The organism is Aquimarina spinulae, assembly GCF_943373825.1.
GTDB classification, from domain to species: Bacteria; Bacteroidota; Bacteroidia; order Flavobacteriales; family Flavobacteriaceae; genus Aquimarina; species Aquimarina spinulae.
Genome location: NZ_CALSBP010000002.1, coordinates 3,875,019 through 3,896,174 on the forward strand (window position 1 = coordinate 3,875,019; position 21,156 = coordinate 3,896,174).

The following is a 21,156-nucleotide window of genomic DNA, read 5'->3' on the forward strand; positions in this document are numbered from 1 at the left end:
GCACAGACTTTGAAATTAAACATGAACCGCTCTATGTTTTCATACATTGTTGTTGCCAGTTTAATGTTATCCTCTTGCTTCTTTACCAAGTGTTTTAATAGTAGAAATATCATCAAAAACTTTGTAATAAGAATGTACTGCTGGGACACCACCTAAATGAACATATAATACTTTTGAACCCTTTGGTATCTCCTCATTTTCACACATTTTAATTAATCCATCAATAGATTTCCCTTCATAAACCGGGTCGGTTATCATTGCTTCTAAACTCGCTACTCTTTTAATACTAGCTATAGTCCCTTCATTTGGTATGCCGTAAGCAGGATGACTATAATTTGGATTTATTTCAATATCGTTTTCGTTTAATGGTTTTGCAGAACCTCCGGCATCATTGATAGTTTTGATAGTCATGTTACAAATTTTAGTAACTGCTTTTCTAGTCATTTTTGCATCATCAGCAGCATCAATGCCAATTACTCTTCTTGTTTTTTCTTGATTAGCAAAACCCACAACCATGCCTGCTTGCGTAGAGCCAGTAACAGTGCATGTTACAATCGTGTCAAAAAATACACCCATCTCCTCTTCTTGCTTAACAACTTCGTCAGCAAAATTTGCAAACCCTATACCTCCTAAAGGATGATTAGAAGCGCCTGCAGGAATTGCATAGGGTTTTCCTCCTTCTGCTCTCACATCGTCCATTACTTTTTCCCAAGTTTTTTTCTCAGTGGTAGAGTATCCATAACCAGCAACAACAGGATTTCCGCCCATAATTCTAGTTAATAAAATATTGCCTACTTTATCGTAAACAGGGTCATCCCATTCTAACCAAGTTTCTTGAACGGTATAAGATTTTAATCCTAATGAAGCCGCTACTGCAGTAACTTGTCGTGTATGGTTTGATTGTATACCACCAATAGAAACTAAGGTGTCACAGCCTTTTTTTAAGGCATCAGCGGCAAGCCATTCTAATTTTCTAACTTTATTGCCTCCATAAGCCAATCCGCTTGAAACATCTTCACGTTTGGCCCAAATTTCAACACCCAATTCTGCTGATAATCTTTTTAGTTTTTGAATTGGAGATGGAAAAAACAATAAACTCGTTTTATCTAAGTATTTTTCTAAATGTAGCATACACTTCTACTATTTTGGATAAGGTTTGTTATGATAAACCTCTTAAAATGAAACATTATATTATATTCAAATGCAAAGAAAAAGAGTATGATATTTTTTTAATTGGAAAAACCCGCAATTAAACTGTGCTTAAAAGTAAATTCCCTTGATTTAAGAATTTAGAAGGACTTCTTTGGCAATATTTAGTGAAATAATTGGTAAAGTGAGCTTGGTCATAATAACCATAGTCAAGAGCTGTATGAATTATTGTTTTTGTTGTTTTAAGGTTCATACATGATTTTCTAAACCTAACAATATTTTGATATTCTTTTGCAGTGATGCCAATATATTTTTTGAAATCATACTCTAATGTTCTTTCTGATTGCATATACATATATTGTAAATCAGCGATTGAACAAATGCCTTTTTTATTTCTTAACTCAGTAATTATATTCTTGAAACGAGGTTTTATCACTATACAACTATTAAACTCTTTTTTTAATGCAAAAGATAAATTATCAATGGATACCAATCGAGGATCTGAAAAATTCCAGTGTTTAAAAAACTGGTTAATTTTTTTAATTAAAGGCTTCGACATAATTTCGTTTAATGGAAGTACACTATCTACTAAATCAATATTTTTTTGCTCTTTAATAAAAGCGAATAACCAGGGTTGAAATTTGATTCCGAAAACTTTAAAATGGTTATTTGCTTCTATAGTACCAGTAAACCGTTTTTGACCCCAAAATATATGTTTTTCATTGGTTAAAATTTTATTTTCTCCAGATAATATTGAAACAGGCTCATTAACCAACATTAATTCTAAATTACCATCGGGCACATAGAATTTGTCTTCCATTGAAGTATTACATTCAATGAAATAGACACTTACAATGTAATCATTATTCGAAGATGGTATTTTATATTCTTTAAAAATCATGTTTTAATTGCATACAGCGGTTTGTGTATGAAACGTTGGGCATTTCAAAGCACTTTCCTTTCAAGATACTACAAATTAATTAAATATAATTATCTTTGAATATAGTATTATTCGTCCAATGATTTATACACTTTGTTAGACACTGGCTTATTTTATTTTTTACGCATAAATAGCACATCATCGTAAGGGTTATCATAATAAGCTTCTGTTTCGATAAACCCTAACTTTCTATACGAGTTGATTGCAGGTTTTAATTCTTCTTTGAAGCTTTGGAAAGACAAATCTTTACCAAGTTCTTTTTGATATTCTTTAAAAAGCTGTCTTATAGCATCAAATTCTTACTTAGTGGATACCATGACTATTTCAAAGTATAAATCATTTAGTTCTCCTTTCGTTAAAACAACGAAAACACCAAGAAACCCAAGAGTTATTGCGATAATTTTTCTTCCATTTATTTTTTCCTTTAAAATTAGTACTGAAAGAATTATTACAAAGATTGGCCAGCAATATTGTATTACCAGAACTTCAATCCCTTTGCCATTAACATATCCAAAATAAAGAAGAATGTAATATAAATAAGTTCCTAGAAATCCCAAAGATATAGAATAAACCCAATCCTTTTTTGATAACTTTAAAATCATGTTTCCTTTCTTTCTGGTAATTATGATAACAACAAAAGTCAGAAAGGAAGCTATACTCGACCAAAATAAAAATTGGTGACTATCTAAATTTGATTGACCAAGTTTAGAAACTACAGGAATCAGGGACCATAAAAGGACACAAATTAAAACATAAATAATTGATTTTGTTTTAGAATTCATTAGCAAAAGACATAGTATGACTAACTTGATAGTACTTCAAATAAGGTCTATAAGGCATATTTTAAGACCTAGTATTTTTGATCATTAATTGATTTTGTAATCGAAGATTCTACATCTCCCGTATGCTTTGCGGTTTTGGTTTCAATCATCATTATCAAACATTCATTTTCTGAAGAAACTCTATGATTTATACTTTTTGGTACAACAAATAAATCACCCTTTTGCATAATAAAACTGGGCTTTTTTTCAATTTCCATCAAAAGGCTACCTTCAATTATATAAAACAACTCATCTTCGTTTTCGTGATTATGCCATGGAACCTTATTTCCGTTAATTTTTGCAATTTTTACGTATTGATCATTAACTTCAGCAACTATCTTTGGTGAAAAATAATTTGTTACTGTTTTAAATTCTTCTTTTATTTTCATATTTCATCAATTTAAATAAATATTGATATTCTAATTTGACAGCTTTAGCTCTTTTTTTAACTCATAATGTTGTGCAATTTTATCGTATCGTAACAATACCTGCCGTGCTTTTCTGGGATATAAGCGACTTTATAATCATCTCCGGCAAAGGCCTTTACACTGTCAAGTGAGTTAAATTGAATAACTAGCAAAAATTCTACTTCCTTTTTCTTGTTTTGCCTATATATATTAACTTTCTGTAGGTCTTTTATTCCTTTCTTTTGTATTTGTGGAAATATTTCATTGACAAGTAAATTTTCATAGATATCGGCATTTTCAATTGTCGTCCAACCTTTCCAGATTCTGGTAATTTTTACTTCTTTATTCATCAGTTTATAATTTTAAATTGAGTGTTTAGAAATATGCTTAGATATGATTGGTACCTATTAATTCTAAATCCAATCAAGTTTTTCAACGGTTTTTTCACTTTTAACCTTACCAGTGTTTTGAGTTTTTTTAGGTTCAAAAAGTAAATTAAAGACTAGATCTCCGTTTGTATATGGTCTATGCTCAATTCCTTTAGGAATAATTAGGATTTCTCCCTCTTTAACTTCGACAGTTCTACCATCTCTAAAATCCATCAGCAATGTTCCTTTAAAAACCATAAAAAGTTCATCTTCATTTTCATGACTATGCCAGACAAAATCATCTTTAAATTTGCAGAGTTTTACATATTGACCATTTAGTTCACCAACAATATATGGTGTCCATTGCTTTTCAAACAATGAAAATTTATCTATTATATTTATGGGTTTTATTTCTTTCATTACGATTTAATTTAAATTGTTGTTAGATATGCTTTAGCTCTGTTTCAATTCTGACTGGATATTTGAGAGTAATTTATTCTTTAGTTGCAAGTGCTACTTTTAGTCCAAAGGCAATTAAACCCGCCCCCAAAATACTTTCTATACTTTTTTTATGCCTTTGAAATCTATTTAAAAACAAAGAATGAGAGAAGAAAATCGCAACAAAGTAAAACCAAACTAAATGTACTAAGGATATAATACTTCCATATATTAACTGTAATGTTAGTGCAGTGTCAATGTGGATTACTTGTGTGAAAATACTTAAGAAAAAAATCGTTGTTTTTGGGTTTAGCGCATTTGTAATAAATCCGCTTTTAAATGCACTTATCTTATCCAAGGTTTTAATATTTTCAAGTTTTGTTAATTTTTCAACTGGTGTCTTTTTAGAAAAAATAGATTTTAACCCAATAAAAATTAAGTACGTAGCACCCAAGTATTTTATGATTGAAAAAAGCACAATGGATTTGGAAATTATTAAGGTTAACCCAGCTATAGAATAGGTTATATGTACCCATAATGCAACACATATACCTATAGCAGAATAAATACCGGCGTTTCTACCATATGAAATACTATTTTTAGTCACCATAAAAAAATCAGGACCAGGGCTAATAGCCATAAATATTGAAATACTTAAAATTGCAATAAATTCCATAATTCAGGATTCGTAGTATAAATGATTTTCAAAATCAATTAATATTGTGAATACAAAAATATGGGGAATGAAGAAACAAAAATAGAATATTATTAAAGTACTAGAATAAAATTAACTTCCTTGGATGAGTTTTTGATAAACTTTTGGGGTAATATTATATTTCCTCTTAAAAATACGAATGAAATGACTTTCGTCAGAAAATCCACATTTATACGCAATTTGTGCATTGCTTAAACTTCCTATATTTAACAAGGTAATTGCTCTTTCAATTTTAACATTACGCAAATATTCTCCAAGGTTTGTATGAAAATATTTTGAAAATTGTTTAGATAAATATACAGGGTGAATATTCACTTCATTGGCAAGCCAAGTAAGTGAAATATTTTCGGTATCTTCAATATGAATTATTTCTTTTACCCTTTCAACCCAAGGTGGGGTAGTAGTTTTTTTATTATCAGGATTTCTTAAAATTTCCGAAAAGGCATTCAACAATAGACCCTCCACAGAAATATGGGTAACATTATCTTTTATTAATGATTCAGTGTAAATATTATTAAAGATACTTTTTAATGACGGGCTATTGTATTGAATACTTCCTTCAATATAATTAGATTTTAGATGATGTTTTTCAAACCAATTTCTTTCTAATTCAACATGGAAAAACCTTGTATTCTCTTTAAAACTCGCATTGTAATGAGCATCTTGCCAATTGTGGAATAATAAAGTTCCTCTTGAACAATCAATGCTTTTCTTTTTATTTACTTCCTTTAGTTGTCCCTCAAGGAGGTAATAAAAGTATGCGTTTTCATGATAGTGCCAAGGGACATCCATATTAGGATCACAAACTGCTTCATTTAGGATAATGCCTTTCAAATGAATCTTTTTTCTATTGGTTCCAAAATGTTGCCCCGATTTCAGTTGTTCCATATTTTATCCATTTTGTTTAGTTTGTGCCTAACGGCTCGGCTATGGTTAGTATTGGAATTAAAATTACTGAATTTCCGATTAAGCACTTAGCCAAAACTTTTTATTTTGTTTTATATTTTCACTTTAAAGCCCACCGAAGGACTACAACTATCAAAATTAAAATAAAAACCATAGTTGTAAATCAATGAGATTTGGCAGACTTCATAAAAACACACTAAACTTTGGGTTAAGCACCAAAACCCGTATTAAATATAGTCATTGTTGTGTGGCGTTGTTTTTTACGTTTCTGCTATTCCGCCAATGCTAATTATTTTATTGTTTTCAAGTCTTATTTCAATTCCGTGTTCTGTGTCAATTTTATAATGAATTGGAATTTTTATATTTCCATCTTGAAGAATTCTGATATAATTAATGTCTTTTATATATTCAAAATGAGATTCTTTATTTGATATATTTAATGGTTTTTCTCCTGATTTCTCTTCATTTTCATAGTGATGAGCATACAGTTTTAGATATCTCTCAAAAGTCTTTTCTTTTATTTCTTCAATAACTTTATCTAGTTCAGTTATAAAATTCGAGTAAGTCTTTTCAAAGTCATCCAGTTCATTATTTGATGGTATTATTTCTATTTCCTCACCGTCTTCGTCATATTCCTCATTCAAAAATATTCTTATATGTTTATTATCAAAATAGCGTGATATAAATTCTGTTTCCGCAGAAAATCCAGCCCAATCTTCCTGAATTTCACCCCAATATTTATGTTTGCTCATACTTTTGTTTTAATGACACACAACGGTCTTGTGTATGAAACGTAGCGTGCAAAAAGACGCTAACTTTTCGGATTATCACAGAGCCGAGTTTTTATATTTGGTTTTTTTATATCAAAAGCCAAATTTAAAAATTTGACGAACTTAGTAAATAGTAGCGAACCTTTCGATTTAGTACTTATCAGGTATGTATTATATCCCGTATTAAGTGTTTTTTATTCTCCAATTATATTTTTTCAGGTAATTTCGTCTTAATTTCTATATCATGCTTATTAAATAAGTTATAATTTATGACACTGTCTCCTTGAAGTTCGTCTAATCTCTTTATTCTGTTCATAGGCGAGTCATCTGTAATTCTCATTATTTGATGCCCATATTTTTCAATGCGATCACTAGGAAAAACTAAATGCCCATAAATATAACACTTTGACATCTTTTTGAAAATAGATTTCAGACCAGTATTTTTTGTTTGTAAATAAACTGATAAATCATACATGAAGTTCTCAATCCAACTAATTTCTATGATAAGAGTTCCTTCTGTTACATTTCTTTCCGCTTTTAAATAATAGGATGTATCAGCATATTCTCTTTTATGTTCTTTAATTATTTTCCATTTCATAGTGGATTTTTTTAACAATATGAATTAATTGAACTCAATTTTGTTATTGCACACAACGTTTAGGCTAAAAAGCGTTTTAATGCTTTTTAGGTTTGTTAGCTGATTGCGATATAATTTAATGCTGTTTTTATCATTGTAATAGTATTCTCGTCTTTATTATTAAGTTTTAGCTCTTCTATTTTTTTAAGTATTATGTTTCTATAATCATCAGGAAATAAAACTTGCAAGCTTTCAATAGCATATTTTAAGTCGTACTCATCATAATGATATTCGATTACTTCCATTAAAGCACCCTTTATTTTTTCATATTCAATAGTATACCTTGAGAGTAATTGAATTGCTGTTGTTCTGATAAGTTCTCTTTCATCAAAAGCATAGATAAGAATTTCATCCAAACCCTTTTGTAAAGGGATATTTATAGAATACAATGCATCTAACACGTTGTGTAAATTATCATCATGATAATCCTCAACCTTTATTTGACCTATAAGTATGTTCGTGGCTTCACCGGCTCCTGCATTTCTACCTATATACATTAAAATGTCATAGGCATACTTTCTGGTAGTTTCATTGTCATCATTTTTAATATAGGTATTAATTTCAGTAATTAAACTTGTATCATTTAACTGTTCTGCAGCTCTATATGCTTCCCACGATAAAGTTTTGTTTCCTATAGCTTCATTGCCGTCTTTTACACCAGACATAAGTTCTATGAGCTCATTTATTTCCATTATTGATCGCTCATTTCATATAGTTCAACTGATTTTATATTTTTTATATAAACCATATATTCTTCCTCTTTGTTATCTTCAGTATAAGTTGGGAAAACAGTCTCTTCACAACGTTTAAAAATTACCCTAGGATCTTCTTCTTTATAGTTAAAACCATTGATTTTTGTGATAAATGGTTTGTACTTTTTTGATTTTAAAATAATAGTAATCTTATCATCAAATGTTTTATAGAGAATTAAATCGTCTAGTATTTCACTTCTTTGCGTAGATGACATAATTTATTGTGATTTTTTAGCTTTAGTTAATATTTTTAATATTATAGTTGAAATAGGTTTGATATTGATTGGGCTTGCAGCTAACAACCAAATATACCCAATTGAGTATATTTCTTATATGTCCTAAACAAATCTAACTTATTTTTGGTAAACATGATATTATCCAATCATATAGATATGATCTCTCTACTGTATTTGGGATGATGAGAAGACATAATAGCGTACTTTAACAAGACTAACAAGGCTTTGAATCTTTCTACACACTTAAGATGAAATGGGTTTCGGGTTAAAAACTATTCTCTATAATTATTCAATTAAGTGTTAAAATCATACTTTTTAAGCATTAATTACCACTATTGCGGAAACCCGTAATAAACGTATTATTTAGTACAGTATCTTTATACTAAGTTGAGTTTATATGATTGTAATTTAAGTGGTTAAATGTGTAAAACCCTCTAGTGAAATCTTAGAGGGTTTTATATGTGAAGTACATATATGCTACACTATTGTGCATTTAGATGTTTTTTTCATAATCCTATTTTCGATACACCGCACCCAAAAAGCGTGGTACTCAAATTGACGCATTATGGTCAAAAAAAGCTACTTTCAATACCTCATAGCAGGTTACGCTAATCAGAAATATTACCTGTTTTTTAAAGCATTAATGGTTTTGGCAAACTTTTCTTTTATCTCCTGGTATTTTGTATGCTTTTGGTTTGCTACAATCATTTCTCCATAAGCAATAGTTCCTAACTGCATGTTTGAATCTGTAGCATATACTATAGTCGATGCCAGGTTTTTTGTAGCAGTAGTTGCTAGTAATGGTGATGAAGCATCAATAATACAGGCATTTAGCGGTTCTCCGACCTTAAAGAAATCTGTAGTAAAATTATTCATTGCTTTTCTTCCTGTTTTTGTTGCCATTTCTATTGCATACATTCCAGAATCTCCTTGTTGATGAGAAGAGTAGGTGTTTCTTTTATGAGAAATTAAGCGTTGCCCATAATCCAAAATGCGTAACTCTTCTAATGGATTAAGCCCTACATGACTATCGGTACCAATACTCCATTTCCCACCATTTTCCTGGTATTTCCTTAACGGAAATAATCCATCACCCAAATTACCTTCTGTACTGGGGCAAAGTACTACATTAGCTTTGCTTTTTGCAATTCCCTCGATTTCGTGATCTGTTAGATGTGTTGCGTGTACCAGGTGAAACCTGTCATTCATATCTACATGATCTAATAACCATTCTACGGGACGTTTTCCCAGATATTTTACAGAATCATCGATCTCTTTTAGTTGTTCTGAAACATGAATATGAAATGGAATATTCTGAGGCCCGGATTTTGCAATCTCGGCAATATCAGACGGTTCAACCCCTCTCATAGAATGAATGCCAATTGCAATATTAGCGTGCTGGTAGTGCTTACAAGCTGCTTTACTTGATTCTAATAATGTTAGATATTCATCAATCGTAGGGGAGATAAACCTTCGCTGTCTATCGTTTGGTTCTTGTCCAAAACCACCTTTTTGATAAAAAATAGGAATTAAGGTAATCCCAATACCTGCATTTTTTGCTGCGGAAATAAGACTATTTCCCATTTCTGAAAGGTTAGCGTAGGGAGCTCCGTTTTTATCGTGATGTACATAATGAAACTCGGCTACATTGGTATATCCATGACGAGCCATTTCTGTATAAAGCATAGTTGCTATAGCTTCCATTTGCTCAGGATTCATCGTTAATGCCAATTGATACATCGCTTCTCGCCACCCCCAGAAATCATCTGGGGTAGAAGTCGTGTTTTCATGTCTTTCGGCCAAACCAGCCATTGCATATTGAAAGGCATGAGAGTGCGCATTTTGAAACCCGGGAATCGCAAAACCATCAATAATTTCATTGGATTTATGTTGTGGGTCAAAAGAAGAGATATCGGTAATGATACCTTCATTATTCACCGTAATCCCCGTATGTTTTTCCCAACCAGTATTTTGTAATAATCCTTTAAAATGATAGGTTTTCATCTGTTCTTTTTTATTGTTTTTTAGTTGTCAGATAGAATTCGCCATTGAACATCTCGGTTGGTATCAACTTTAATTGTTACGGCTCATTTCATAGTGTGTTTCAGAATTTTATTGTTGTAACGTCTCTATCAATCGCTCCATGGTATGTTGTAATACTTGTTGTACCTCTTTTGCACGATCTTCATTATAAGTAACTTCATTGTCATCCATATATAAAATTTTATTCATTTCCAGCTGAAGCGTATGAATATTATTCTCTGGATTTCCGAAGTAACGGGTAATGTGCCCTCCTTTAAAAGGGGAGTTGTGATTAACTTCAAAAACTCCAGATTTTAATCCGTTTAACGCAGAGGTAATGAGTTCTGGGGATGCAGTTTCCTCATCGTTATTCCCCAAAATCATATCGGGAAAAGGATCTTTTTGGATGGTGCTTACTTTATGACGAATAGAATGTGCATCCCAAAGTAATACCTTACCAAACTGCTTTTTTCTATCTTCTATCAGAGCCTTAATTTGCTCGTAGTAGGGCCAGTAATAGGTATCTAGCCTTCTTTTAATTTCCGTTTGATCGGGTTCGAATTCTTGAGATTTATAAATTTTATTGCCGTAGAAATCTGTAACAGGTGTATTGCTTGTAATTAATCGATTATCATTATATAACGGTACACTTTTGGGATCTCTATTAAGATCGATGACCCATCGGCTTAGATTTGCCTTAATTACAGTGATTCCCATAGCCGGTGCAAATTCATACAGTCGATGTACAAACCAATCGGTATCATCAAGGTGCTTACGCATTCTTTTTTTATACTGTTTTTTAATTGCTGTAGGAAACTTTGTTCCCGAATGAGGTACACTTATAATTATAGGAACTATAGGTGTTTTGGCTTCTGTAATCTTAAATAGATTCACACGTTTACATTTTAATGATTAGTTGTTATTTCAGAAAAAACTAAGGTACTATCTTTTATGGCATTAATACGAATAGTCGTTGCTATTGGTTGGTGTACCATCAATACATCAGATTGACTAACTGCATATGCTTTATCATTGATATTAACGCTAACTTCTCCAGAATAGGTATAGAGAAACACCCAATCTCGCTTATTTTGAATAGGGTATGAGATATTCTCATTTTGGATAACATTACAGGCATCTAGTGTACCAACCGTGTTACCTGTGGTCATGAGATTAAAATCTGTACATACTCCTATAGAAGATGTTTTCCAACCTCCTTCAAATGTATCACTATCTAATTTAGAAAGCTGTTTAGTATGCTGGTTTTTGTGCTGTAATGTTATTTCTCCGTCCAAAACCAATAATGTTCTCGATACCCCGGGAAGCGAAGTAAAAACAGATTTTTCTATTGCAACAGTTGCCATACTTAACCTGAAATCAAAATTTAACTCCTTGTAATTTGCCGTTGGGGGATGCATAAAAAATTGCGTGGTTGTACCTCCCGACCAGGTATTGGTTTTAAATGTATCAGCTGTTATGACAGTAATTTCCATATACAGTGACTTACATAAAACCTTCTAAGAATTCTTCATCTACCAAATTAGGTAATGTTACTTTAAGTTGTGGAGTTCTTTCCATTTCACGTTTTATAGCAAACATTGCTTCTTCATTTCGAGCCCAACTTCTTCTTGAGATTCCATTATTTACATCATAAAATAGCATACGTTCCAGTTTTTCTGAAGCTTCTGAAGTTCCATCAAGTAACATCCCGAATCCACCATTGATTACTTCTCCCCAGCCAACACCACCACCATTATGGATAGATACCCAGGTAGCTCCTCTAAAACTATCTCCGATCACATTATGAATTGCCATATCTGCGGTAAATTTACTACCGTCATAAATATTACTGGTTTCACGATAAGGAGAATCGGTACCACTCACATCGTGGTGATCTCTCCCCAGAACTACCGGAGCCGAGATTTTTCCACTTTTAATTGCTTTGTTAAAGGCCTCAGCAATTTTGATTCTTCCTTCGGCATCGGCATATAAAATACGAGCTTGAGAACCAACCACAAGTTTATTTTGCTTGGCTTCTCTAATCCAGGTAATATTATCCTGCATCTGCTGTTGAATTTCTTTTGGAGAAACTTTCTTGATAGCTTCCATCACTTCTAGAGCAATCTGATCTGTCGTGTCCAGGTCTTCTGGTTTCCCAGAGGTACATACCCATCTAAAAGGTCCAAACCCATAATCAAAACACATAGGTCCCAAAATATCCTGTACATAAGAAGGGTATTTAAAATCAATACCGTTTTTGGCCATGATATCTGCTCCTGCACGTGAAGCCTCGAGTAAGAATGCATTTCCATAATCAAAGAAATAGGTACCTCTTGCAGTATGTTTATTAATGGCATTAGCATGCCTGCGAAGTGATTCCTGAACTTTGTTTTTGAACGCTTCGGGGTCATTGCTGATCAGAGTATTGGCTTCTTCATAACTTAGCCCTACAGGATAATACCCTCCAGACCACGGGTTATGCAATGATGTTTGATCAGATCCTAATTGAATGTAGATATTTTCATCATAAAAACGTTCCCAGATATCGACAACATTACCTTGATATGCAATAGAAACGATTTCTTTTTGATCGATTGCTTTTTGAACTCGGACTACCAAATCATTTAAATCATCATGGATTTCATCTACCCAGCCTTGCTCATGGCGTTTTTGAGCTGCTTTTGGGTTTACTTCTGCACATATGGTAATACAACCTGCAATATTTCCGGCTTTTGGCTGTGCACCACTCATTCCTCCTAATCCAGAAGTTAAAAAGATTTTACCAGCAGGAGTTTCTTCAGATTTTAATGTCTTTCTAAAAGCGTTCATTACGGTAATGGTAGTACCATGCACAATACCTTGAGGACCAATATACATATAGCTTCCTGCGGTCATTTGCCCGTATTGTGTTACCCCCAGAGCATTGTATTTTTCCCAATCATCGGGTTTTGAATAGTTAGGAATCATCATTCCGTTGGTTACCACAACTCTGGGTGCATCTTTTGAAGAAGGAAATAATCCCATAGGATGCCCCGAGTATATATGCAACGTTTGTGTTTCGGTCATTGTAGCCAGATACTGTATCGTTAATACATACTGTGCCCAATTTTGAAATACAGCTCCATTACCTCCATAGGTTATTAACTCGTATGGGTGCTGTGCAACTGCATGATCCAGGTTATTCTGAATCATAAGCATGATTCCTGCTGTTTGTTTTGTTTTTGCAGGATATTCATCTATAGGACGAGCATACATCACATATTCTGGCATAAAACGGTACATATAAATACGACCGAATGTATTTAGTTCGTCTAAAAACTCGCTGGCAAGTTCTTTATGCCAGTCTTTTGGGAAATAACGTAATGCGTTTTTAAGCGCTAGTTTTTTTTCTTCGTTAGAAAGAATTTGTTTTCTCTTTGGGGCACGGCTAATTTTAGAATCCAAAGATCTCTTTGGAGGCATTGTTTTAGGAATCCCTTGAAGTATTTGTTCTTTGAAATTCATATTTATTTTTTTTTAGCTTCATGGTTGTTACAGAATCGAATTCGATACAAACCATTGAAATTTGATTTTATACCATTTGTAGTTATACTAACTTTCCACGTTTCCATACCTGGGAAGGAACAAGTTTTCCCTGGTGATAAAAGATTTCGTGTACATGCTCTGTTTCAAACAGGTTAAAATCTGCAAGCATTCCAGAAACCAATCTTCCTCTATCGTCTAGGTTAAGTGCTGCTGCTGCTCTACAGGTAATTCCGGCAAGAACTTCGGCATTACTTAGTTTTTGAAATGTTCCCAGAATAGATGCCTGGGTTAGTAAATCACCCATTGGTGCCGAACCAGGGTTCCAGTCACTGGCAATAGCTAATGCTCCTCCGGCATCCAAAATTTTTCGGGCTGGAGTAAAATCACATCCTAATCCTATTGAAGCACCGGGTAGTGCAACCGAAATCACATTACTTTGAGCTAGCATTTGTATTTCATTCTCGGTACTGGCTTCTAAATGATCTGCACTAATAGCTCCTACTTTTACAGCTACTTCGCTACCTCCTGTGTTAAACTGATCTGCATGCACGGTAATATCAAATCCCATCTGTTTTGCTTTTTCAAAATAGGGATAGATATCAGAAGGGAGAAATGCTCCTTGCTCAACAAAAGCATCGATTCGGTTGGTGAGCTGTTCTTCTTTTAATACAGGAAAAAGAGTAGTACTCATCTCTTCGAGGTATGCTTTATGATCTCCATCAAAATCCTTAGGTAATATATGCCCGGCAAGACAGGTAGAGACTAAATCTGCTGCTGTACTACTATTTGCAGTTTTTATGGCGCGTAGCATTTTAAGCTCTTCTGTAACCGACAGTCCATATCCGCTTTTTACTTCTGCAGTTGTGATTCCTCTTTTTAATAGGGTATTCGCTCGTTTTATAACGCCGTCGGTAAGTGTTAGCTGTTCTGCCTTTCTGGTTTGTGTAACAGTATCCCAGATACCTCCACCGGCTTCGGCTATTTCTAAATAGGATCTTCCTGCATTTCGCATGGCATAATCATTGGCCCTGGATCCAGAAAAACAGATATGCGTATGAGCATCTATAAATCCGGGAGTACATACGTGATCGGTATGCAATTCTATGATTTCTGCATGTAATGCATGGGCCTTTTCTTTTAAATCAGAGAAAACTCCAATGGTGTGAATTTTTTCATCTTCAATAAGAATACCAGCGTTCTCAATAATTTCGAGATCCTGATCTTTTATTGCGCCTTTACTACCTGTTTTTTGTAATGGTATAAGTTGCGTGATCGGGCCTATTAATGTATATGTTGTCATATTATATTTTTTTCCTTTACATCGAGCTAAGGGAACTACTTAATTTTTGGACTAATATTTTTCAAATTCACTAGAAAACTGTGTTTCTAGAGATACCTGTTCTTTTAAGGATACTTGATTAGCAGTAGTAATTATAGTTTTGTTTTGGATGATTTTGATTCCTTTCTCTATATCATCTGCAAATACCCTGTCTTTATCTGCAAAAGATACGGTTTCTCGTACTTTTTTATGAATTTCATCTAGAATAGCTCCTGATTTTAACGGTTTTCTGTACTCGAATGCCTGAGCGGCAGTTAATAGCTCTATGGCTAGTATTTTTTCCAGATTTTCGATTACTCTTAGTGCTTTTCTACCACCAATTGATCCCATACTAACATGATCTTCCTGGCCAAGAGAAGTAGGAATACTATCTGCACTGGATGGAAAGCATAATCCTTTATTTTCACTTGCTAATGCAGCAGTGGTATATTGTAAAATCATATATCCAGAATTGATACCTGTATCTTTCATTAATAATTTAGGAACACCAGGAGAATTACCTTCTAATGAGAGATAAATTCTTCTATCCGAAATGTTACCCAGTTCTGAAGCTGCCAGACATGCATAATCGATAGCCATAGCTAGCGGTTGCCCATGAAAACTACCTCCGCTAATGGTTAGCTCTTCGTTGATTATTATTGGATTGTCGGTTACCGAGTTTAGCTCTACTTCGAGAAGTTCTTTTAAATGTAGCCATGCATTTCTTGATGCACCATGCACTTGCGGCATACAACGTAAAGAATAAGGATCCTGGACCCGATCACAATCGATATGATCTTCCATAATTTCAGAACCTTTTAATAAAGATTTTATTCTGGAAGCGACATGGATATTTCCTTTATATGGGCGTAATTGATGTAGTTCTTTAAAAAATGGTTTTACAGAACCTTGTAATCCCTCGATCATCATTGCTCCAATAATATCTGCTTGTGTAAGACAGCTATGTAATTTTGCAACTACCTGTACTGCATGTGCGGCAATAAATTGAGTTCCGTTGATTAGAGCTAATCCTTCTTTTGGACCAAGATCAAGAGGCTTTAAACCTGTGATGTTAAACAATTCTTGTGTAGTGATTATTTTATTTTGATATTCGACTTTCCCTAATCCCAGTAAAGGTAAAAACAGGTGAGAGAGCGGAGCCAAGTCTCCGGATGCTCCAACAGATCCCTGGCTGGGAACAATAGGTATGGCATCATTATTAATATGCCACAGAATTCTGTCTAATGTTTTTTCTGCAATACCAGAATATCCTTTTGCCAAAGATTGAATTTTAAGAATGAGCATGAGCTTAGCAATCTCAGTATCTATGGGGTCACCAACGCCTACACTATGACTTTGTAAGATGTTGCTTTGTAGGATATTGGTTTCTTCTTTAGATATTTTTGTAGTACAAAGTGGTCCAAAACCGGTATTAATGCCATATACAGGTTCTCCTTTTTCTACAATATTTTCTACTACCTGCTGACTTTTTTTTACGCTATTGCGAGAAGTTTCAGAGATAACCCCAGTGGTTTCTCCACGGGCAATTTGTATTGCTATACCTGCAGTTAGGTAGTCTTCTCCAAATGAAAAGTGGTTTGTTTTCGTTGACATATGCGTATTTCTATTTTTTTACTAAAATAATACCTATTTTTGATAATTAGAAATACTAATTTGATCATTAATTAATAACTATGGGTTATCAGATAGAGCTTCGACACTTCACTTATTTTATGGCAGTAGCCGAGGAGTTACATTTCAGAAAAGCTGCAGATCGACTGTTTATTTCCCAACCAGGATTAAGTAGACAAATTAAGCAAATGGAAGAAATAATTGGTGTTGCTCTTTTTGTGAGAAATAAAAGAAAGGTAACATTAACGGCAGCAGGGGTGTATCTTAAGAAGGAATTAGATTATATTTTTAATCATATTGATTTTACGATACGACAAACTCGTTTGATTGATCAGGGAAGTAATGGGGAGATTAGAATTGGTTTTTTGGGATCTGCTATGCAAACGGTTATTCCAGAACTATTGGTTATGGTTAATAAAGAGCTCCCAGATATACAGTTTAGTTTAGAAGAAATGTCTAATCATCTGCAGGTAGAAGCTGTAGAAAAAGATCAGTTAGATCTTGGTTTTGTACGATTAGCTCGTGTACCCGAAGGCATACAAAAAAAAACAGTTCATACAGATTCATTTTCTATGGTAGTACCACTAGAGCATCGACTTACTTCAGAAACTTTTAAAAGTATTGCGCAAGTATCAGAGGAGCATTTTATTTTGTTTTCTTCAGATTATAGTTCTTTATATTACGATAAAATCATGAGTATCTGCGAGGATAAAGGATTCACTCCCAAGGTAACACATAAGTCGGTACATGCGCAGACTATCTTTAAATTGGTAGAGAGTGGGTTAGGAGTTGCTATTGTTCCTACATCATTACAACAGGGCTTTGATCTGGGCGTAAAGTTTTTAGAGATTCCAAAAATACCTCAAAAGGCAATACTTTCTGTTATTTGGAAAAAAGACAATAGAAACCCTGCATTACAACAAATCTTGAAGTTTTTATAATAAAAGGCCACATGTAATATACATCTGACCTTTCTATAGTTTATATATATTTATTCGTTTGGCATAGAATAAAAGAACCGTTCTTCGGTAATTTTACCATCATTTACTTGATAGACACAAACTTCTTCTATTTGCATACGGCCTTGCTCTTTAAAGGTGCAATCCATTTTCATAGCACAGCTAAAATGATTTTCTGCAACTACGGGTTCAGATATTTCTCCGCCATGATACTCTTCGACAGAAGCATGCCAATCTTCACTTTTTTTAATCACAGCATCAATGCCCGAAGTCACTTCATTAGGCATTCCTGGCATTTCCTTACTTACTATATTCTGAGCGTATAATTCTTTAAGAGCTTGCATATTTTCTCCCTGGCGACAGAGTTCTACTAGACGTTTGGCCACTTCTTGTGTGTTCATGTTTTTTGATGTATTGGTTTATAAATGAATTGTGATACGGTAAATTACAAAAAAACGAGATTAGTAATTTTAAAAAAATGTTATAATTTTTTACCTAACCAACGGCTTTTTTATATACTGTAAGACAACGTTCTCGTGCCATTTTATGTTCTATCATAGGTTGTGGATACGTAAGCTCATTAATATCATTTACCCAAGTACGGATATAGGAAAGTTGCTTGTCGAATTTGGTGATTTGTGTAGTTGGATTAAAGATTCTAAAATAAGGGGCTGCATCAACACCAGAACCTGCCGCCCATTGCCAGTTGCCTACATTAGCAGACATATCGTAGTCTAGTAGTTTTTCTGCAAAATAGGCCTCACCCCACCGCCAGTCGATTAATAAATGCTTGCATAGAAAACTAGCAACCACCATGCGTACACGATTATGCATATATCCTGTTTGATTAAGCTGGCGCATCCCCGCATCTACCAGTGGATATCCCGTTTGGCCATTCATCCACTTTTCGAATTCTTGTTCGTTATTTCTCCATTCGATGCTATCATATTTGGGTTTAAAAGAAGAGCCCTTTGTATATGGGTAATGCCATAGGATTTGCATAAAAAACTCTCTCCAGATAAGCTCTGACCAAAATACCTGATTATCTTCTGCAATAGCTTTTTTGATAACCGATCGAATTCCTACTGTCCCAAAACGTAGATGAGGGCCTATTTTTGAAGTGCCATTTTCTTTTGACGGGAAATTTCGGGTCGCCTCATAGTTTTGAATAAGATGAGGTGAGATATCATAATCCGGAACTTTGATAGATGAGGTTACAAACCCCATTTCTTGTAATGTTACATTAGTGAGATCAGTATCCTTAACCAAATTGTTAAGATATAACTTTGTAGAGTGAATTTTTAATAAGGTGGGGTCAAATATTTCTTTCCACTTGTTTTTATAGGGGGTGTATACCACATATGGATTGCCATCTTTTTTTACAATTTCATCTTTTTCAAATATCACCTGATCTTTAAAAGTATGTAATTGAATGCTATGCTTTTGTAAAAGGTTATTGATTAGAGTATCTCTCTCTTTTGCATAGGGTTCGTAATCATGATTGGTGTATACCTGTTGTATTTCGTATTGAGAAATTAGGGTTTCAAAAACTGTTTTAGGAGTGCTGTAATAGAGGGATAAAGAACTTTTATATTGATGTTGAAGTGTTAACCTCATTTTTTGCAGTGTTTCAAAAATAAAGGTTACCCGGGCATCATTTTTTGGTAGATGACCCAAAATATGTGTATCAAAAATAAAAATGGGTAGGACCGGATATTTTCCTTTTAGTGCTTTAAGAAACCCTGTATTGTCATCTAATCTAAGATCTCTTCTAAACCAGAATACAGTGACTTTCTCTTTCATAAACTAGTGTACATTAAGAGTAGACATACCACCATCTACGCCTATAACCTGACCTGTAATCCAGCTACTATCATCACTTAACAAAAAACGTGCAATATTTGCGACATCTTCTGCTTGTCCTATACGTTTCATAGGATGACGATTATCCATAAGTTCTTTCTTTTTTTCATTACTTAATAATCCTTTAGCAAGAGGAGTATTTGTTAATGATGGTGCGATAACATTAACTCTAAATTTTGGAGCATATTCTGCAGCTAATGCTTTTGCAAATCCTTCTATTGCGCCTTTTGCAGCTGCAATGCTGGTATGAAAAGGCATTCCGACCTTTACGGCTACAGTACTAAAAAACACTAAACTTGCTTGTTCAGAATTTTTTAATTTCGGAAGTAGGGCGTGTATGATTTTGACCAAAAACATAAAATTGATCTGCATGTCTTCTTCAAATACTTTTGGAGTTAACATTTTGAAAGGCTTGAGATTAATGCTACCCGGGCAATATACAAAACCATCGATTCTTTCGGGAAGAACAGAAGTGTCGATTTCATCCTTTGATGCATCATAAGGTATATGAGTTACTTCTAAATTCCCCAGATTTTCTGAAGTTCTTGAGGCAATAAAAACGTTATACTCATTATATAGTTTTAGAGCAATTTCAAAACCAATTCCATGACTTCCACCTATAAGTAGAATATTTTTTCTCATTATTTAAGTTTTACACAAATATAATCTCATTATTTGCTTTGGTTTCTAATGTTCCGAATAATTCGATTAATTTCTTTTTGCGATATTCAAACACTTCTTTTAACCTTGGTTTTACCACAATAGGGTGGATTAATTGACCTAGTATCCCAAAGGGTATTTTGTAATCGATAATATCTTCCATTTCAATACCACCAGGAATTTCTTTGATAAAGTGTTTATGGTGCCATAATGAGTAGGGGCCAAATCGTTGTTCGTCTACAAAATATTTCTTATTCTTTACGTGTGTTATTTCTGTAATCCATTTTTTTTTGATTCCTGCGATTGGAGTAACACTATATTGTATGATCTGACCAGGGTACATTTTACGATCAGCACCTGATAAAACCTGAAATTTCATATATTCTGGCGTTATGATTTTTAGGTTTTTCGGATCCGAAAGAAATTCCCAGGCTTTTTCTATAGATATAGGAAGGTGTTGTTTCGTTTTTAATGTATAGATTTTCATAGCTTACAAAAGTATACTAGCAAAAATATAATTTTTTGTTTAACGAATGGTGTTTTTTGTTAAACGAAATAGTGATTAATGCTGTCAGAAAAAACTTTTTGCCCAAGCTTTTGCTTCTTCGAGAGTACTAAAAAATGCAAAGGATTTGCCAAATAATGGCTGTTCTATAATAGCTTTATCTCTTTCTTTATCATTACTAGATACAATTGCTAACCCTTTCATATTGTCTAATAAACCTTGTTTATATATATCTGGAGAGACTTTGTGCTCGTACTTACGATGGCTAATCATTATAAAATTCTTTGTTTCATAATGCTTTTTAAGTGTACCTCTTAGTATTGAAGCTTTATTAAGTGAAAATTCTACATTTTCATTAATAGTAAGTATAGCATATTGATCGTATAGGTCTATTTTACAAAATTCATTAGAAAAATGCTCCATTGGGGGATATGGGTATTGTTTATTAATTGTAAATATATGTTAAAAAGAATAACTTTTATAAAGTATAACACCAAAAAAATGGTTTATGGGGATAAAGTAATTGGTGATAA

At 33.4% G+C, this 21,156-nt stretch carries 24 protein-coding genes; 1 reads left to right on the plus strand and 23 read right to left on the minus strand.

Going from position 1 to position 21,156, the window contains the following annotated elements; all coding sequences use genetic code 11:
• Positions 1 to 66: 66 nt before the first annotated feature.
• The 18 genes from NNH57_RS22045 to hutH form a co-directional block, all read right to left on the minus strand.
• On the minus strand, positions 67 to 1,131 hold the full coding sequence (locus NNH57_RS22045) for a 1-aminocyclopropane-1-carboxylate deaminase (protein ID WP_074406576.1): 1,065 nt from the start codon (positions 1,129 to 1,131) through the stop codon (positions 67 to 69).
• 118 nt (positions 1,132 to 1,249) lie between these two features.
• Positions 1,250 to 2,050, minus strand: coding sequence for a helix-turn-helix domain-containing protein (locus NNH57_RS22050; RefSeq protein ID WP_108808813.1), 801 nt, complete (start codon positions 2,048 to 2,050; stop codon positions 1,250 to 1,252).
• A 338-nt stretch (positions 2,051 to 2,388) separates the two neighbouring features.
• Positions 2,389 to 2,871 (minus strand): DMT family transporter, encoded by a 483-nt coding sequence (locus tag NNH57_RS22055; RefSeq protein WP_074406574.1) that lies wholly within the window; start codon positions 2,869 to 2,871, stop codon positions 2,389 to 2,391.
• 68 nt (positions 2,872 to 2,939) lie between these two features.
• Positions 2,940 to 3,299, minus strand: a complete 360-nt coding sequence (locus NNH57_RS22060; RefSeq protein WP_074406573.1) for a cupin domain-containing protein — start codon at positions 3,297 to 3,299, stop codon at positions 2,940 to 2,942.
• Between the two features lie 56 nt (positions 3,300 to 3,355).
• The gene (locus NNH57_RS22065) at positions 3,356 to 3,667 is read right to left on the minus strand and encodes an antibiotic biosynthesis monooxygenase (RefSeq protein ID WP_234423419.1); all 312 of its coding nucleotides are present in this window, start codon (positions 3,665 to 3,667) and stop codon (positions 3,356 to 3,358) included.
• Positions 3,668 to 3,730: 63 nt separating this feature from the next.
• Positions 3,731 to 4,105: a cupin domain-containing protein gene (locus NNH57_RS22070; protein ID WP_074406571.1), complete on the minus strand. Its 375-nt coding sequence runs from the start codon at positions 4,103 to 4,105 to the stop codon at positions 3,731 to 3,733.
• A gap of 73 nt (positions 4,106 to 4,178) precedes the next feature.
• A complete protein-coding gene (locus NNH57_RS22075; protein WP_074406570.1) occupies positions 4,179 to 4,799 on the minus strand; it encodes a LysE family translocator in 621 nt (206 codons plus the stop codon).
• A gap of 111 nt (positions 4,800 to 4,910) precedes the next feature.
• On the minus strand, positions 4,911 to 5,726 hold the full coding sequence (locus tag NNH57_RS22080; protein WP_108808814.1) for a helix-turn-helix domain-containing protein: 816 nt from the start codon (positions 5,724 to 5,726) through the stop codon (positions 4,911 to 4,913).
• Positions 5,727 to 6,004: 278 nt separating this feature from the next.
• Positions 6,005 to 6,496: a DUF6985 domain-containing protein gene (locus NNH57_RS22085; RefSeq protein WP_108808815.1), complete on the minus strand. Its 492-nt coding sequence runs from the start codon at positions 6,494 to 6,496 to the stop codon at positions 6,005 to 6,007.
• 223 nt (positions 6,497 to 6,719) lie between these two features.
• A complete protein-coding gene (locus NNH57_RS22090; protein WP_074406567.1) occupies positions 6,720 to 7,112 on the minus strand; it encodes a hypothetical protein in 393 nt (130 codons plus the stop codon).
• A gap of 95 nt (positions 7,113 to 7,207) precedes the next feature.
• Positions 7,208 to 7,843 (minus strand): hypothetical protein, encoded by a 636-nt coding sequence (locus tag NNH57_RS22095; protein WP_108808816.1) that lies wholly within the window; start codon positions 7,841 to 7,843, stop codon positions 7,208 to 7,210.
• On the minus strand, positions 7,843 to 8,118 hold the full coding sequence (locus tag NNH57_RS22100) for a hypothetical protein (RefSeq protein ID WP_074406565.1): 276 nt from the start codon (positions 8,116 to 8,118) through the stop codon (positions 7,843 to 7,845). The genes NNH57_RS22095 and NNH57_RS22100 overlap by 1 nt, the downstream gene beginning before the upstream one ends.
• Before the next feature lie 642 nt (positions 8,119 to 8,760).
• Positions 8,761 to 10,143, minus strand: coding sequence for a formimidoylglutamate deiminase (hutF, locus tag NNH57_RS22105; protein WP_074406564.1), 1,383 nt, complete (start codon positions 10,141 to 10,143; stop codon positions 8,761 to 8,763).
• A gap of 108 nt (positions 10,144 to 10,251) precedes the next feature.
• Complete coding sequence (locus NNH57_RS22110; RefSeq protein ID WP_074406563.1) at positions 10,252 to 11,055, minus strand: N-formylglutamate amidohydrolase; 804 nt, start codon at positions 11,053 to 11,055, stop codon at positions 10,252 to 10,254.
• Between the two features lie 11 nt (positions 11,056 to 11,066).
• Positions 11,067 to 11,654, minus strand: coding sequence for a HutD/Ves family protein (locus NNH57_RS22115; RefSeq protein WP_074406562.1), 588 nt, complete (start codon positions 11,652 to 11,654; stop codon positions 11,067 to 11,069).
• Positions 11,655 to 11,664: 10 nt separating this feature from the next.
• Positions 11,665 to 13,665 (minus strand): urocanate hydratase, encoded by a 2,001-nt coding sequence (locus NNH57_RS22120; RefSeq protein ID WP_108808817.1) that lies wholly within the window; start codon positions 13,663 to 13,665, stop codon positions 11,665 to 11,667.
• Positions 13,666 to 13,747: 82 nt separating this feature from the next.
• Positions 13,748 to 14,986, minus strand: coding sequence for an imidazolonepropionase (gene hutI / locus NNH57_RS22125; RefSeq protein ID WP_074406560.1), 1,239 nt, complete (start codon positions 14,984 to 14,986; stop codon positions 13,748 to 13,750).
• A gap of 51 nt (positions 14,987 to 15,037) precedes the next feature.
• Complete coding sequence (hutH, locus tag NNH57_RS22130; RefSeq protein ID WP_108808818.1) at positions 15,038 to 16,618, minus strand: histidine ammonia-lyase; 1,581 nt, start codon at positions 16,616 to 16,618, stop codon at positions 15,038 to 15,040.
• Positions 16,619 to 16,698: 80 nt separating this feature from the next.
• Between hutH and NNH57_RS22135 the strand changes: the two genes are divergently transcribed.
• Positions 16,699 to 17,577 (plus strand): LysR family transcriptional regulator, encoded by an 879-nt coding sequence (locus NNH57_RS22135; RefSeq protein WP_074406558.1) that lies wholly within the window; start codon positions 16,699 to 16,701, stop codon positions 17,575 to 17,577.
• Between the two features lie 50 nt (positions 17,578 to 17,627).
• Here NNH57_RS22135 and NNH57_RS22140 read toward each other — a convergent pair whose 3' ends face one another.
• From NNH57_RS22140 to NNH57_RS22160, 5 genes are all read right to left on the minus strand, one after another.
• Positions 17,628 to 17,996, minus strand: coding sequence for a nuclear transport factor 2 family protein (locus tag NNH57_RS22140; protein WP_074406557.1), 369 nt, complete (start codon positions 17,994 to 17,996; stop codon positions 17,628 to 17,630).
• A 94-nt stretch (positions 17,997 to 18,090) separates the two neighbouring features.
• Positions 18,091 to 19,398 (minus strand): cryptochrome/photolyase family protein, encoded by a 1,308-nt coding sequence (locus NNH57_RS22145; RefSeq protein WP_108808819.1) that lies wholly within the window; start codon positions 19,396 to 19,398, stop codon positions 18,091 to 18,093.
• 3 nt (positions 19,399 to 19,401) lie between these two features.
• Entirely contained in the window at positions 19,402 to 20,100 is a 699-nt protein-coding gene (locus NNH57_RS22150) for an SDR family NAD(P)-dependent oxidoreductase (protein ID WP_074406555.1), read from the minus strand.
• Between the two features lie 10 nt (positions 20,101 to 20,110).
• Positions 20,111 to 20,605 (minus strand): SRPBCC family protein, encoded by a 495-nt coding sequence (locus NNH57_RS22155; RefSeq protein WP_108808820.1) that lies wholly within the window; start codon positions 20,603 to 20,605, stop codon positions 20,111 to 20,113.
• 84 nt (positions 20,606 to 20,689) lie between these two features.
• Positions 20,690 to 21,046 carry a hypothetical protein gene (locus NNH57_RS22160; protein ID WP_074406553.1) on the minus strand — a complete coding sequence of 119 codons (357 nt, stop codon included), beginning with the start codon at positions 21,044 to 21,046 and terminating at the stop codon, positions 20,690 to 20,692.
• Between the last annotated feature and the right edge of the window lie 110 nt (positions 21,047 to 21,156).

Bases quoted from the DNA above. Each gene is read 5' to 3' on its own strand.
- NNH57_RS22085 (WP_108808815.1), bottom strand. From the start codon at position 6,496: ATGAGCAAACATAAATATTGGGGTGAAATTCAGGAAGATTGGGCTGGA.
- hutI (WP_074406560.1), bottom strand. From the start codon at position 14,986: ATGACAACATATACATTAATAGGCCCGATCACGCAACTTATACCATTA.
- NNH57_RS22065 (WP_234423419.1), bottom strand. From the start codon at position 3,667: ATGAATAAAGAAGTAAAAATTACCAGAATCTGGAAAGGTTGGACGACA.
- NNH57_RS22160 (WP_074406553.1), bottom strand. From the start codon at position 21,046: ATGGAGCATTTTTCTAATGAATTTTGTAAAATAGACCTATACGATCAA.
- NNH57_RS22135 (WP_074406558.1), top strand. From the start codon at position 16,699: ATGGGTTATCAGATAGAGCTTCGACACTTCACTTATTTTATGGCAGTA.
- NNH57_RS22120 (WP_108808817.1), bottom strand. From the start codon at position 13,665: ATGAATTTCAAAGAACAAATACTTCAAGGGATTCCTAAAACAATGCCT.
- NNH57_RS22115 (WP_074406562.1), bottom strand. From the start codon at position 11,654: ATGGAAATTACTGTCATAACAGCTGATACATTTAAAACCAATACCTGG.
- NNH57_RS22155 (WP_108808820.1), bottom strand. From the start codon at position 20,605: ATGAAAATCTATACATTAAAAACGAAACAACACCTTCCTATATCTATA.
- NNH57_RS22150 (WP_074406555.1), bottom strand. From the start codon at position 20,100: ATGAGAAAAAATATTCTACTTATAGGTGGAAGTCATGGAATTGGTTTT.
- NNH57_RS22070 (WP_074406571.1), bottom strand. From the start codon at position 4,105: ATGAAAGAAATAAAACCCATAAATATAATAGATAAATTTTCATTGTTT.
- hutF (WP_074406564.1), bottom strand. From the start codon at position 10,143: ATGAAAACCTATCATTTTAAAGGATTATTACAAAATACTGGTTGGGAA.
- NNH57_RS22045 (WP_074406576.1), bottom strand. From the start codon at position 1,131: ATGCTACATTTAGAAAAATACTTAGATAAAACGAGTTTATTGTTTTTT.
- NNH57_RS22055 (WP_074406574.1), bottom strand. From the start codon at position 2,871: ATGAATTCTAAAACAAAATCAATTATTTATGTTTTAATTTGTGTCCTT.
- NNH57_RS22050 (WP_108808813.1), bottom strand. From the start codon at position 2,050: ATGATTTTTAAAGAATATAAAATACCATCTTCGAATAATGATTACATT.
- hutH (WP_108808818.1), bottom strand. From the start codon at position 16,618: ATGTCAACGAAAACAAACCACTTTTCATTTGGAGAAGACTACCTAACT.
- NNH57_RS22095 (WP_108808816.1), bottom strand. From the start codon at position 7,843: ATGGAAATAAATGAGCTCATAGAACTTATGTCTGGTGTAAAAGACGGC.
- NNH57_RS22075 (WP_074406570.1), bottom strand. From the start codon at position 4,799: ATGGAATTTATTGCAATTTTAAGTATTTCAATATTTATGGCTATTAGC.
- NNH57_RS22080 (WP_108808814.1), bottom strand. From the start codon at position 5,726: ATGGAACAACTGAAATCGGGGCAACATTTTGGAACCAATAGAAAAAAG.
- NNH57_RS22145 (WP_108808819.1), bottom strand. From the start codon at position 19,398: ATGAAAGAGAAAGTCACTGTATTCTGGTTTAGAAGAGATCTTAGATTA.
- NNH57_RS22060 (WP_074406573.1), bottom strand. From the start codon at position 3,299: ATGAAAATAAAAGAAGAATTTAAAACAGTAACAAATTATTTTTCACCA.
- NNH57_RS22140 (WP_074406557.1), bottom strand. From the start codon at position 17,996: ATGAACACACAAGAAGTGGCCAAACGTCTAGTAGAACTCTGTCGCCAG.
- NNH57_RS22100 (WP_074406565.1), bottom strand. From the start codon at position 8,118: ATGTCATCTACGCAAAGAAGTGAAATACTAGACGATTTAATTCTCTAT.
- NNH57_RS22090 (WP_074406567.1), bottom strand. From the start codon at position 7,112: ATGAAATGGAAAATAATTAAAGAACATAAAAGAGAATATGCTGATACA.